General features: G+C 46.6%; 7 protein-coding genes and 1 pseudogene. 4 read left to right on the top strand and 4 right to left on the bottom strand.

Features of this window, described 5'->3' with window-relative positions:
- Positions 1–36: 36 nt before the first annotated feature.
- From HOO90_RS11775 to mfd, 4 genes are all read left to right on the top strand, one after another.
- The gene (locus tag HOO90_RS11775; protein WP_292843301.1) at positions 37–921 is read left to right on the top strand and encodes a carbon-nitrogen hydrolase family protein; all 885 of its coding nucleotides are present in this window, start codon (positions 37–39) and stop codon (positions 919–921) included.
- Positions 922–1,010: 89 nt separating this feature from the next.
- The gene (gene tldD / locus HOO90_RS11770) at positions 1,011–2,429 is read left to right on the top strand and encodes a metalloprotease TldD (RefSeq protein ID WP_292843328.1); all 1,419 of its coding nucleotides are present in this window, start codon (positions 1,011–1,013) and stop codon (positions 2,427–2,429) included.
- A 128-nt stretch (positions 2,430–2,557) separates the two neighbouring features.
- Complete coding sequence (locus HOO90_RS11765; protein WP_292843299.1) at positions 2,558–3,154, top strand: PEP-CTERM sorting domain-containing protein; 597 nt, start codon at positions 2,558–2,560, stop codon at positions 3,152–3,154.
- 304 nt (positions 3,155–3,458) lie between these two features.
- Positions 3,459–6,947, top strand: a complete 3,489-nt coding sequence (mfd, locus tag HOO90_RS11760; RefSeq protein WP_292843297.1) for a transcription-repair coupling factor — start codon at positions 3,459–3,461, stop codon at positions 6,945–6,947.
- 24 nt (positions 6,948–6,971) lie between these two features.
- On the opposite strand, the gene HOO90_RS11755 is transcribed toward mfd, so the two are convergent.
- From HOO90_RS11755 to HOO90_RS11740, 4 genes and pseudogenes are all read right to left on the bottom strand, one after another.
- On the bottom strand, positions 6,972–7,547 hold the full coding sequence (locus HOO90_RS11755; RefSeq protein WP_292843295.1) for a YqaA family protein: 576 nt from the start codon (positions 7,545–7,547) through the stop codon (positions 6,972–6,974).
- A 41-nt stretch (positions 7,548–7,588) separates the two neighbouring features.
- Positions 7,589–10,948 carry an exodeoxyribonuclease V subunit beta gene (locus HOO90_RS11750; protein WP_292843293.1) on the bottom strand — a complete coding sequence of 1,120 codons (3,360 nt, stop codon included), beginning with the start codon at positions 10,946–10,948 and terminating at the stop codon, positions 7,589–7,591.
- A complete protein-coding gene (locus tag HOO90_RS11745; protein ID WP_292843291.1) occupies positions 10,945–13,629 on the bottom strand; it encodes a PD-(D/E)XK nuclease family protein in 2,685 nt (894 codons plus the stop codon). The genes HOO90_RS11750 and HOO90_RS11745 overlap by 4 nt, the downstream gene beginning before the upstream one ends.
- A gap of 225 nt (positions 13,630–13,854) precedes the next feature.
- A pseudogene (locus HOO90_RS11740) lies at positions 13,855–14,168 on the bottom strand (chemotaxis protein); the annotation flags it as partial.

The raw sequence follows: 14,168 nt of genomic DNA, 5'->3' as shown, positions 1-14,168 counted from the left end.
AAATTTGACGCACTAACAGAAACGTTTGGATAAATAATGGCCATTACATCACGTGTAAAAACAACGAAAGCAAAACAAAGTAGCCTGAATTCAGGTAAAGACATCATCAAAATTGCCGCCATTCAAATGGCTTCTGGGCCTCATGTCTCGGCTAATTTAAGTGAAGCAGAACGTTTGATTGAAGTGGCAGCCAATCAAGGCGCTAAGTTAGTGGTGTTACCAGAATACTTTGCTATCATGGGCTTAAAAGAGACTGATAAAGTGGCCGCCCGTGAAGAAGAAGGTAATGGCCCTATACAAGATTTTTTAAGCAAAATCGCAAAAAAGCATAAAATCTGGCTAATTGGCGGCTCAGTGCCTTTGGTGAGCAATTTTCCCAACAAAGTGCGCAATAGCTGTTTAGTGTATGACGATAAAGGCAAGTTGGCCGCGCGTTACGACAAAATTCATTTATTTGGCCTCGATTTAGGCAACGAACATTACCACGAAGAAAAGACCATCGAATCAGGAAACTCCATCAAAGTCGTCGATACGCCCTTTGGTAAAATCGGCTTATCCATTTGCTACGATTTACGCTTTCCTGAACTATATCGCGCCATGGGCGATGTGAACATCATCGTGGTCCCTGCAGCCTTTACAGACACAACAGGCAAAGCCCATTGGGAAACATTGATTCGTGCTAGAGCCATTGAAAACCTGAGTTATGTGATTGCACCTGCACAAGGTGGTTATCATTTATCAGGCCGTGAAACGCATGGTAACAGCATGATTGTGGATCCATGGGGGGTGATTTTAGACAGACTGCCACGCGGCTCGGGGGTTGTCCTTGCCACCATGAACCCGCATTATCAGGCGAGTTTAAGAAAGAGCCTACCCGCACTTCAACATAGAACTATTTCAGAAAAAACGGATATTAAATGACCGCAAAAGTCGACGCCAGAAAATTTAATGCAAGCGAATTAGCTGCAAATGGTTTAGCATCCAACCAACGCTTAGGCTCACATTTTGACATGGCGACCGCAGCTTTACTCGCGCCTGCCAGCTTAGATATTGCAAAACTGCAAAATGTGTTAGGCGATATGATGTCGCATAAAATTGACTATGCAGACTTGTATTTTCAGTACAGCCGCGCAGAATCTTGGGGACTTGAAGAAGGCCAAGTGAAGTCTGGTAACTTTTCAATTGACCAAGGCGTAGGCGTGAGAGCCGTATGTGGCGAAAAAACCGCGTTTGCCTATTCTGACGACATTACGCTAAGCGCCTTACAAGAAGCTGCAAAAGCAACCAAAGCCATTGCAAGCCTTGGTAACGAGCAAACTGGGCATTCTGTTATTAAGCGCAATGCTTCTGCGCTTTACTTGCCACAAGACCCCATCGCCTCACTTTCTGCCGATGCAAAAGTAAAACTGCTTGAGCGCTTAGAAGCCTTCGCAAGAAAACTTGATACGCGCATCACGCAAGTTACCGCCTCCATCGCTGGTGAATATGAGGTTGTGATGGTGGCGCGTCACGACGGCGTAATGGCGGCAGACGTGCGTCCATTAGTGCGGCTATCAATTAATGTCATTGCAGAAAGCAATGGTCGCCGCGAGCAAGGCTCAGCAGGCGGTGGCGGACGTTTTGACTACAGTTACTTTACCGATGCAGTGTTACATGACTACGCAACAAAAGCCGTACACCAAGCCATCGTCAACCTAGATGCGCGCCCTGCTCCAGCAGGCAGCATGACTGTGGTTTTGGGCGCTGGCTGGCCTGGCATTTTGTTGCACGAAGCCATTGGTCATGGCCTGGAAGGCGATTTTAACCGCAAAGGCAGTTCCGCTTTTAGCAACATGATTGGTCAACAAGTCGCCGCCAAAGGCATCACCATTGTCGATGACGGCACCATTCAAAATCGGCGTGGCTCGCTCAGTATGGACGATGAAGGCAACCCAACGAATCGAACCATATTGATTGAAGACGGCATTTTGCGCGGCTACATTCAAGACACGCTCAACGCAAGGCTAATGAATATGCCCGTCACAGGCAATGCAAGGCGCGAAAGCTACGCGCATATCCCCATGCCGCGCATGACCAACACTTACATGCTCAACGGCACCACGCCACCTGAAGAAATCATCAAATCTGTCAAAAAAGGCTTATATGCTGCCAATTTTGGTGGTGGTCAAGTGGATATCACCAGCGGGAAATTCGTATTCAGCGCGGCTGAAGCCTACATGATTGAAGACGGCAAAATCACCTATCCAGTGAAAGGCGCTACATTGATTGGTAACGGTCCAGATGTGTTAAAACGTGTCAGCATGATAGGTAACGACATGGCGCTTGATAGCGGCGTCGGCACCTGCGGCAAAGAAGGCCAAAGCGTGCCTGTAGGCGTGGGGCAACCAACGTTGAAGATTGATGGGTTGACGGTGGGTGGCACGGCTTAAACCCTAGTTACTAATTTTGTAGTAATTGCAGGCGACTTAATTGGCAATTAATAACGGCAACACATTGCGTAACCTATAAAAACTGTTTAAGATTCAACCAAATAACATCAACAAACAAAAGGGGCAACATGTTTTTTAAATCAATTAAATATGCGCTAATAGGTGTTGTTTTATTTGCTAGTGCTAACGCAAATGCCAAAATTGAGCAGTTTACTGATTACTTCTCTGGAACCTTTTCCCAAGATAGTATGATTGATTATTTCGACTTCACTGGCCAGTCAACTTTTTCCAATGGCAATGCGAGCCTTAATACAAATCATGAAATTATTAGCTTATTTCCAGATTTCTATTACGCTGGTGGCTCATTTACTAGAGCAGATAGTACAGGTGCTTTTTCCGGCAGATTCGATTTTCAAACAACATTGCCAGATTATGAAAACCAATTTGCCCCCAACGTCTTTCCAATATATGGAATCTTTAGCACGGACAACCTTTTTAATTTCAATACCCCTAATACTAATCTAGGTGCTTATAAATATGCTTATGCTACTGGTGAAATGAAAGGATTTATCGATTCCAATTCTAATTATACAAACTTCACTATTGACTGGACGGTTGTAACCCCGGTGCAATTAAGTCCAGTGCCTGAACCTAATTCTGCATGGTTGTTTGGCTTAGGTTTACTTTGCTTAGCTGGTTTAAGTCGAAAGTCCGCCGCACTATAAGAATTTTAAAAAACACCCTACGAGTAACCCACCCACAGGATATATCAGCTAAACCTGATTAATTAATAAACTATAAGCCAATAGCATGTGGGCTACGACAAGCTTAAGCAATGAATAAACGTCAATAATTTCCTAATAATTCAGCATAATATTTCGCTACTATTGCCCTACAAGTTGCTGTAATTTTAGATATAATTACAGCAGTTTACCTACCTAAATTCCCACAATAAATTTACACAAAGAACGTGTTTTACATACCTCAACCGTTATAATCCATCCTTTAAAAAATCACACAAAAGCATTCATGTCGCTGACTTCACTGCCTATTCCAAAACCAGGTCAATCCAGCCGCGTCGAACTTTCAGTCAACGGCGAAGATGGTTTGGCACTTGCAACGTTAGCGCTCAGGCTTAAAAAAGATAGCAAACAGCCACTCGTTATCGTTACTGCCAATGCCTTTGATGCACAGCGTTTGTTGGAAGAAATCCCCTATTTCGCGCCAGAGCTAAGTGTGCATCTACTGCCGGATTGGGAAACTCTACCCTATGACCAGTTTTCACCGCATCCGGATTTAATATCTGACCGACTGACCACGCTCTATCACATCGCACAAAATACTTGTGATGTGATTATTGTGCCACTTTCTACTGCACTAATTCGTTTGAGCCCAAAGGCTTATATAAGCGCTAATACTTTCATGCTCAAAAAAGGCCAAATGCTTGATACAGAAGCCTTGCGCCGTCAATGTGCCGAGGCGGGCTATCACCACGTGACGCAAGTGATTTCACATGGGGAATTTAGCGTACGTGGAGGGCTGGTGGATTTATTCCCCATGGGTTCTGCCCTGCCTTACCGCATTGATTTATTTGACGATGAGATTGAAACCATCCGCACGTTTGATGTGGATACGCAACGTAGTTTGTACCCAGTGCCTGAAATACGCCTGTTGCCAGCTCGCGAGTTTCCATTAGATGAAGCGGGAATCGCCCAGTTTCGTGGTCAGTTTAGAGAAGCCTTTGAAGGCGACCCGCAACGTGCCAAAATTTATAAAGATGTGAGCAAGGGCGTGGCGTCAGGCGGTATTGAGTGGTATTTACCGTTATTTTTTGAACAAACCTCGTCATTTTTAGATTACTTGCCGGCGGATAGCTTGCTTTGCTTGCATGGCGACTTAGACCATAGCGCGCAGCAATTTTGGCGCGAGGCACAAGCGCGTTATCGTACATTGGCGCACGATGCAGAACGGCCGTTGTTAACGCCTGAAAAATTACTGATTAAAACCGAAGATTTTTTTAGTGCATCGCATGCATTCACGCGCCTTTCACTTACCACAAACAGCAGTTCAACTGGCTTGCCTGCGCTGGACATTGAACGCCGTGCAGAACAGCCATTGCACAAATTGCAGCAGTTTATTGCAGATTTTTCAGGGCGCATTTTAATTGCTGCAGAAAGCTTGGGGCGACGTGAAACGATTTCGCAGTTATTTGCAGAGCATGGATTAAAACCAACTCTTATAGAAACGTGGGCAGAGTTCGTTACTTCAAAAGAAAAATTCTTACTTGGTGTTGCACCTCTGCATCATGGTTTCAATACACCATTCAGTCATTCTGACGAAAGTCAGAATCTGCTTGAACCCTCCACTAAATTGCGGAACAAGTCCGCAATTAAAAATGATAGTAACAACGCCATCATTACCGAAGCTGAACTCTACGCCGCCACCGTGCGCCAGCAACGCCGCCGTGAAAAAGAAAAAGCCCGTAGCACCGAAGGCATGCTTAAAGATTTATCTGAGTTACGCTTTGATGACCCCGTGGTGCATGAGCAGCATGGCGTCGGCCGCTACAAAGGCTTGGTGAATCTGGATTTTGGCGAGGGTGAAACTGAGCTTTTGTTGCTGGAATACTTTGGTGACGACAAATTGTATGTGCCTGTTTCGCAGCTTTTCTTAATCTCGCGTTATTCTGGCGGGCCGCCGGAATCGGCACCGCTTCATCGACTTGGTAGCGGAAATTGGGAAAAAGCTAAGAAAAAAGCGCTGAAACAAATTCGCGATACCGCCGCTGAGTTATTGAATCTCTATGCACAACGTGCCTCTCGCCGTGGCCATGCCTTTACTTTAAGTTTACAAGATTACGAAGCTTTCTGTGAAGGCTTCGCGTTTGAAGAAACACCCGACCAACTGGAAGCCATTGAAAACGTCATCAAAGACATGCAGTCTGGCCGCCCGATGGATAGATTGGTCTGTGGCGATGTGGGCTTTGGTAAAACCGAAGTCGCCCTACGCGCAGCCTTTGTCGCGGTGATGGGTGGCAGACAAGTGGCCGTGCTGGTGCCAACTACTTTGTTAGCCGAACAGCACTTCAATAATTTTAAAGACCGTTTTGCGGAATGGCCAATTAAGATTGCTGAAATCTCACGCTTTAGAACTACAAAAGAGCAGAAAGAAGCATTAGAAGGTTTAGAATCAGGAAAAATAGACATTATTATTGGTACGCATCGCTTAATTCAAAAAGATGTGAAATTTAAGAATCTAGGCTTGGTGGTGCTGGACGAAGAACACCGTTTTGGCGTGCGCCAAAAAGAACAACTTAAAGCGTTGCGTGCAGAAGTCGATGTGCTCACTCTGACCGCCACACCAATTCCGCGTACCTTAAGCATGGCGATGGAAGGCCTTCGCGAATTCTCGATTATTACCACACCTCCGCAAAAGCGTTTAAGTATTAAAACCTTTCACACCGATTACTCTGAAGGCATTATTCGCGAAGCAGCCACACGTGAATTTAAACGCGGTGGTCAGGTATATTTTCTGCATAATGAAGTCGATACCATTCATTCTATGCGGGAAAAACTAGAACGTATTCTGCCCGATGCGCGCATTGCAGTTGCCCATGGACAACTGCGCGAACGCGAGCTAGAGCATGTCATGCGCGATTTTTATAATCAGCACTACAACCTGCTACTGTGTACCACCATCATTGAAACAGGTATTGACGTGCCGACGGCCAACACCATTATTTTAAACAAGGCCGATATGTTTGGCCTCGCGCAAATGCACCAACTACGTGGTCGCGTGGGTCGTTCGCATCATCAAGCCTATGCGTATTTACTGACTGATCCAGACCGTAAAATTACCCCGCAAGCGCAAAAACGGCTAGATGCGATTCAATTAATGGAAGACTTGGGCGCGGGCTTTCACTTGGCCATGCACGACTTGGAGATTCGCGGTGCGGGTGAGTTGTTAGGCGACTCGCAAAGCGGTGAGATGCAAGAAATAGGCTTTCATTTGTATTCTGACATGCTAAATCACGCGGTGAAACAGCTTAAGGCTGGCAAAGAACCTGATTTAAATGCACCGCTGGGTGTGACCACTGAAATCAATCTGCACACACCCGCCCTATTGCCAACCAAATATTGCCCTGACGTGCATGAACGCTTGGTAATTTATAAACGTCTTGCCAACTGTGTGGAAGATGATGATTTAGATAATATGCAAGAAGAGTTGATTGACCGCTTTGGTTTGTTGCCAGAACAAGGTGTCGCGCTCATTGCCTGTCACAGACTACGCATTGCGGCTAAATCGATTGGCGTGATTAAAATTGATGCCAGTGATGCGGCGATTCAACTACAATTTAACCCCAAAGCCGATATTGACCCAATGAAATTAATCAATCTGCTGCAGCGCGACCGCCGCTGTAAAATGAATGGACCGGACAAATTAAGGGTGACGATTGGCCTCACTGAAATCAACCTGAGAGCGGACTTTGTAAAAACCTTACTAAAAGAGTTTATCTAAAACTGAATTCCTAGCGCTGAATTCCTAGCGATAGACCAGCACGGCAACCGCTACTAAGCCCACTGTCGCCCAGCCGATACGGTCAACGTAGAGATGCAATTTCGCTTCCATGCCCGCGCCGCCCCATTTCATCAATCCTGCCACCATAAAAAAACGTAGGCCACGACCAATGATCGAGGCCATTGTAAACGGCAATAAAGCCATCGAAAGCGAACCTGCTGCAATGGTAAAAACTTTATAAGGGATGGGTGAAAAACCCGCCACGAAGATGGCCCAAAATCCCCAGCGGTCAAACCACTGTATAGCTGTCTGATAGTGCGCCCAATAGCTGCTTATTTTAAGTTGCGGCTGAATTACATCAAACAAAGTTGCGCCAATAAAATAGCCGAACAAACCACCAAGTACCGAGGCCACTGTAGTGATTAAAGCAAAGCGCCAGGCACGCGCTGGTTGAGCTAAACTCATAGGCGCTAACATCACGTCTGGCGGAATCGGAAAAAATGAGGATTCGGCAAAACTTAGTGTAGCCAAGTACCACGGTGCTTTAGGCAGCCTAGCCCAGCGCATAGCGTGTTGATACATAAGCGAAAATATTTTCATTTAACTACAACCTTTAAGAAATTTTTGAGTGAACTTTGACTTTAATCTAAGGTAATCAACTTGCCTATTGCCATAAAAAACACCGCGCATTTTACTTGGTTTTCTGTCTGACTAAACAAAGACGCATAATTTTGCAATTGTTCACGGTAATTTTCTGCCGTGTTTATCAAGGTTTGCTCTGCTGCTTCGCTTGGCAAAGCAATGGTTTTGTAGTCGATTATCCAGCGCGTATTTCCTTCCACAAAAGTTCGATCCACAATGTAATTTTTTGCTTCACCCTTTTGAAATGCCGTAATCGCCAACTCAGCATCACCTCGGCTTTTTAATAGCCACTGGCCTTCTTCGCTAACTAAACTAACCGTCAGGAGTTGCTGCACCCGGAGTGCTGCCTCTATCGAAATTTTTTCTGCATGGCCTTGTTGGCGAAGCCAGTGCTGCATCGCTGGCATTAGTTTTACGATTCGAGCGACAGGCCATGCTTCCAGCCCTTGTTGGGCAATCATCTCCATGTAGCGGTGTGCCAAGATACCAATATCCGATTCCAAGCTTTGCACCGCATCTCGTCTGTTCAGAAATCCGCTTTGAGTGGCTGCTACTATTGCAGGTTTCACTTGCAGTATTACCGGCATTTGCAACTGCTTAAGCCGTACAAGCTGCGGTATAAAATTGGCGACTGTCGCTGCCGTTTCCGCTACTACTGGAGCGGGTTCTACTGATTCATAATGGCAGGCAAGTGCCGGCCACAGCAAATCTAAATAAGTGTTTTTTGTTGGGCTGATTTCGCCTTTTGAATTTTGATTGACAACACCTACCAAGTGCAGCTTACGCTCTGCGCGTGTTGCCGCAACATAGAGCACCCTTGCGTCTTCATTGGCGTCACGTGCGCGCTCGCGCGAGGCTAAGTAATCGTAGGCACTGACTTTATCTTTATCGCGCGCACCTTTTGGAATAAACTGCGCGGCCAAGAGTTCGTATTGCCCATGCGCCACCACTTCCTCCCACAGTACCAAAGGCTGATCACCATGATTGCCTCCAATAGCAGTGCCTAAACCAGGCAAAATCACAGTATCAAATTCCAGCCCTTTCGATTTATGGATAGTCATCATCTGCACATGCTCGCCATGACTATCGGGGGCGGCAAACAGTTTAGTAATTTCAACCTCCATCCGTTCTGGCGAAAACTGATTACTACGGTCTAATTTTTCTAAACAGGCAAAAAACGCCTGCACATCCACCACATCAGATTGCTCCCACAAACAAGCCGTGCCGTTTAGCATTAGCCACACACCACGCACCCAGCGGCTCACATTCATACGCCCCTGTGTTTCAAAAGCTTCTGCAATAATCTCGCGCACCTGTCGCAAGCGCGCTTGCCCGTCCATCGATAAGCCTTGTAGTACGCCCTCATTTTGCATTAGAGACCAAATACTACTCAGGTGATTTTGCCCAGCCAAGGTATGCAAGTCAGCTAACGTTAAACCACACCAAGGTGCGCGCAATAAACTTAGCCAATGCACGCGATCAGCACGATGATGCAGCGCATGGGTGAGCGAAAGTAAATCTTGCACAATCTGGCGTCCAGCCAAGGCCTCAATCTCAACGGCCTGAAATGCAAGTTTGGGATGATTCCGTCGCAAGTTACTTACCAGCGCAGCCAAATGTTTTTTTGCACTGACCAACACCGCTATTTTTTTATTGGCATGGCTCGCCTGCTCTTGCAAGATTATCTGCACTACCGCTTCAGCTTCACGCTGGTTTGCAAGCCTCGAAGTCTCGTCCGCCGCACTAACAATGGCATGCACTTCCACTCCTGCATCCAGCGTATTTTCTTTAGTTGCAGTAAATGGTCGATACTGAATTGCACCTTGGATGACGGCATCGCGCCTAGGAAAAATCGGTTCGAAAGTTTGGTTAATCCAGTCCACCACCGCAGGGCAAGAGCGGTTATTGCGATAAAGCTGTAATTTTTCTAATTGAATGTCGCCAATACCATGTTGCGCGGCCTCAATAAACAGCCCAACATTCGCCTTACGAAAGCGATAAATCGACTGCATTGGGTCACCTACAGCAAACAAGGTACGGTCATCGCCCTGCTGCCAGCCCATAGTCAGTTGCTCTAATAGTTTGATTTGGCTCGGGCTGGTATCTTGAAACTCATCCACCAGCAGATGATGAATTTGATAATCAAGTTTAAGCGCCAACTCAGTAGGTTCGCCAAAATTATCGGATAACGCGCGAGTTGCGCGGTGAGCAATTTCGACGAAATCCACTTCACTGGCGCGCTGAAACACCAACCACAATTCTGCCACCGCCAAACTAAGCAACTTGGAAAGTGTAGTAATTATTTGCCAACCTTCCAAATTGTTAGAAACAGCAGGCAATGATCTGGATTTTGCTAGCGTTTCGGCAAAATTTGGCGTGGCTTCCAAGTCTGCTAATAAAGCGTAAAAGTTGGCTTTTTCCTGTTTATTTTCCGCCAGAAATCCCTTGTTTTTATCTACCCTCGCGCGAATATTACCCTCTTTTGTTAGCAATAACTCAGTAACGGCTGCCCACATTGGCAATGCGTCTGCATGCGTTGGCAATAGGGTATCCCAATCACGCAAGAGCGCAATAGGATTTTCGCTTTGCAACTGGCCAGCCGCAAAGCGAGCCAATGGCATTAAATCTGTCTGAATGCGTGAATTAAACACCGTTGCGAGCATCGCCAGCTCTTGCTCTACCAAAAAACGCAAGGTGTTTTGTAACTGCTCGGCATTTACCTCGTGTTGCGCATGATGTAGCCATTGGTCACGTTTTTCTAACATGGCAACCAATAAATTTTTCAGTTGATTGGCGTCATTATCCACATAGCGCAAGGCCTCCTTCACCACGAGGCTATGGCGCGTATCTTCCAGCAAAGCCAGCGTCTGCTCAGCGGCTTGCGTATACAAAGCCGCAGCATCTTCCGTGACGCGTGGTTGCGTCCCAAAACGGCTCATCAATGGCATTTGTCGCGCTAAATGTGCACATAGGCTATCGATAGTGAAAATACGCAAACGCGCTGGATTTTCTATCAATTGCCAATTATTTTCATGCGACCTCTGCAGAGCTTGCTGGCTTAAGTCATAAGTAATTTGCTTATGTGCTTGCTCAGGCTTATTGCCACTGGCGGCGCGTAACAAACTATCCAGAATACGCAAACGCATTTCTGCGGCGGCCTTATTAGTGAAAGTGATGGCGATAATTTCTTCAGGCGCATTAACGGTTTGCAATAATCTTAAATAACGCTGGGTCAGCAGTTCGGTTTTACCAGCGCCAGCAGGCGCTTCCACAATAAATGAAGTTAACTCAAGCGCACGTGAACGGTTTTTTTCATCGACCTCAAGGTTGTTAAGTGTGAAAGTTTGCGGTGTCGTCATACCACATCCCCAGCAAACCGCTCAAATTGTAATTTACGTTCAGGTAGGCGCAGCAATGGCAGCACTTCACAATACAGCAGCTCATTCTCATCGTTAAATCTAACAGCAGATTCACCTGTGCGAATCTCTGCCGCAATAGTTTCTATGCTGCATTTCCAATGCTTTAACAAGTGCTGCCAATCAATAAACTCCTTTGTGAAAGAAGGTTTACGTTTATCGTGCTCTGCTTCAAAGTTCGTCTCACCCACACCTAAAAAAGCATGTTCGGCTATTTTCACCATTGCAAAATACACGCCTGCGACTTGCGTTATATCCTCTGCATAAAAAGCTGCATAAATAGGCAGTTGCGGTTCGGTAATGCGGTCCTCACTCCAACTTTTGGTTTTCGGTACCTGTCCGGTCTTATAGTCCACAAACTCAAGCCCTCCGCTTTCAAGCTGATGAATCCGATCAATCTTGAGCGTGACTTCTATCCCGCCAATTTGCACCTGCTTTTCAGCCTCGCAAGCTACTATGTTAAACACAACACCCCGTGCTTTCTCGAACTGCAACCAGTCACCTATCAGCTTAGATAAACGCTCATGCTCGAGCGATAAAACGGTAGGAGAAGCAACGCTACTTTGCGTTGCAAATGCTTGTAAGGTTGCTTGAATCGCCTCCTCTAGCGCCTTTGAAAATTCAAGTTCAGACAAATCGCGCAAATCAGCAAAGTGCCGTTTTCGCCAAAAGCGCTCCAGTACATCATGCACCAATGAACCCCGCTCCATGCTATCCAAACCGCTGGTGGGCGTTTTAAGCGCTTTTGCACCGAGTCGATATTGATAAAACGCCCATGCAGGGCATATGGCTTGCGCTTTCAGTAGCCCCGTTCCTCCTGAAACATGCTCTCCAGGCTGAACCAATGGCGCAAAATGGTCATCAATCGCCATAAGGTCGGCATTTCCAGTTAAACTGAGTTGCTCGGCCAAGGTAGCTGCCAGCGCAAGGTCAGCCTGAAAAGGTGCAATCCCGTTCATGAGCGGCGAGGCACGTAACTGGCTTTCACCTTCGGTTTTGCTACTCGAAAATATAATGGTTTTTGCTGAATGCAACAAACGCCGCTGTATGGTTGCAGCAAATTCAGCTTGCACGCTATTGTCTGCATTTGGCAATGCGGCAGCGCGCTGTATCGCAGCTGGCAATAGCGGATTAGGCCGTGCCGGTGGCGGCCAGATATGGTCATTCATGTGCATGCACCATATAGCATCTACTGGGGCGCTTAGCGCTTCCATAATTCCCAGAATCTGAATAGCAGACTCTTGCTCGGTTTCAGCCTGAAAGACTTGCTCTGTGCAAATCTGCTGCATTAAAGGCGTCACTTCTGCCATCGATACCGATTTACCAAGCACATCGAGCTTAGATAATTGCTGCAAAGCTTTTTGCCACGCGTTCACCGCCTGATATTCAACACTGCTAATCTTGCGCTCGCCAGGCCAGTTAAGTGCGGTAAGTAAATTTGATAAAGTTTGCACCCAAAGTGATGGCGTCGCATTTTTAGAAGGAATATCATTCGCCGCACCCAAATGAGTCAACAACTCAGAAATACCTAAACCATTTTCATGCTGTTGTTTGGCAAATTCAATGAAGTGTTGCAAGGTAAATTGCATCGGCAGTTTTTCGCGCATTTTGGCATCTAGCATGGCACTGGCATCTGCCTCTTTCGTACTGGCCGACCAAAACGGCGAGAGCAATACAGACGAAACCTCGGCTTGCTGCAATTGATGGCGGCTAAATAAACGCAATAGATTCAACGCGGCCTGAATAATGGGTTGCTGGGCAAGAGGTGTCCCCAGTGAGAAATTATAATGGCGCGGCATCTCAGCCAAACTTGGACGCACACTGGCGGGGTAAAAGTTATCATCCAGCCTATCCGCGAGCTGATTTCGAACATCACTTAATCTTGGCGAAACAATCGCAAGCTTGGCGTCTGGATTGTTTTCTAAGCATTGCCGCGCCCAAGCCACAGCCGCGCGGCATTCCGCTTCTTGATTTTCTAAACAGGCATGTTGTGTTTGCGCGGGTACTAAATTAACGGTTGGATAGTCCACTACTTGCACGCCGCGTTCTAGCAGTATTGTGCGCAGACGTTTTTCTTGTGGTGCCGTTTGGTCAAACCCTGCAAAGGCAATCTCCGTTGGCAACTGGCTTACACTTTGTGCTAAAAAATCCAGTTGCCAACCCATAAAGCGCACATTCTCCAGCACATTCAACTGCGTGCAGCGCTGCCGGAACAACCATTGCCACTGCGTAAACTGGCGCGATTCTTCTGCTTGTAGCTCACGTGGAATAGGCAAATTCCATGCGACCGTATAGCGATTTGCCTCAATCGCCGCACTGGCTAATCCAGTCACATCAAACAATTCACCAAACGCATTTTTTCTAAGGGATTGCGTAATTACCTCTTCCCATAACAATTGCTCGTTAATTGTGCTCAGTGCATACGGCGGCGGTTGTGGCAAGTCAGCACAGCTTAACAATTCGGTCTCAATCACAAGGTCTAACCACTGAGTTAGCGTAAGCACAACAGGGCTCAGCCACTGTGTTTCACCAAGTTGTTGATGTTGACGTGCGATGTCTTGCTGAATGCTTCGCGCTAAACGGGCAGAGGGACAAAGTATGATGGCTTCAGGCAATAATGGCATGCCATGATTGTAGCGTTTAGTCGTTGAGATTGAGCAGAAATTAAATAAAAAAGGTCACGATTATGACCTTTTTTATGCGCTAAATAAGCGATGCTCCCTGAGCCTGTCGAAGGGTGGTCATGATTCCCTTCGGCAAGCTTAGGGAACCCGTTTTTGTGATGCTCACTTCGACTTGCTATCTTAATATGCGCTCCCTTCGACAAGCTCAGGGAACACTTTGCTAAATTAAAACTCCTCCCAATCACCATCATCCGTGCCAGATTTCACCACAGAGACTTTGGCCGGCCTTGCTGCAGCTGGTTTTAATGCAGCAGACGATGGCGCTTTTGCTGCAATGAGTTTGCTGGCGATAGGTCGCATGGCGTTGTGGGTTACACGACGGTCATTGCTGCGTGTGACTTCGCCTTCTAGTTGAAACACACTTACGGCATTCATCAACTCATCTGCTTGCTCCATCATTGATTCCGCTGCGGCCGCGGCCTCTTCAACTAAAGCGGTATTTTGCTGCGTCATGTCGTCCATTTTCATTACAGCTTCAT

The sequence above is a fragment of the Methylotenera sp. genome, assembly GCF_013141425.1.
Taxonomy (GTDB): Bacteria; Pseudomonadota; Gammaproteobacteria; order Burkholderiales; family Methylophilaceae; genus Methylotenera.
The sequence above is the reverse complement of the archived record's forward strand: the minus strand, read 5'-3'. Positions and strand labels throughout refer to the sequence as shown.

What these genes read in the sequence shown, in the direction of transcription:
- HOO90_RS11765 (WP_292843299.1), top strand. Translation starts at nt 2,558, where the DNA reads ATGTTTTTTAAATCAATTAAATATGCGCTAATAGGTGTTGTTTTATTT.
- HOO90_RS11775 (WP_292843301.1), top strand. Translation starts at nt 37, where the DNA reads ATGGCCATTACATCACGTGTAAAAACAACGAAAGCAAAACAAAGTAGC.
- tldD (WP_292843328.1), top strand. Translation starts at nt 1,011, where the DNA reads ATGGCGACCGCAGCTTTACTCGCGCCTGCCAGCTTAGATATTGCAAAA.
- HOO90_RS11755 (WP_292843295.1), bottom strand. Translation starts at nt 7,547, where the DNA reads ATGAAAATATTTTCGCTTATGTATCAACACGCTATGCGCTGGGCTAGG.
- mfd (WP_292843297.1), top strand. Translation starts at nt 3,459, where the DNA reads ATGTCGCTGACTTCACTGCCTATTCCAAAACCAGGTCAATCCAGCCGC.
- HOO90_RS11745 (WP_292843291.1), bottom strand. Translation starts at nt 13,629, where the DNA reads ATGCCATTATTGCCTGAAGCCATCATACTTTGTCCCTCTGCCCGTTTA.
- HOO90_RS11750 (WP_292843293.1), bottom strand. Translation starts at nt 10,948, where the DNA reads ATGACGACACCGCAAACTTTCACACTTAACAACCTTGAGGTCGATGAA.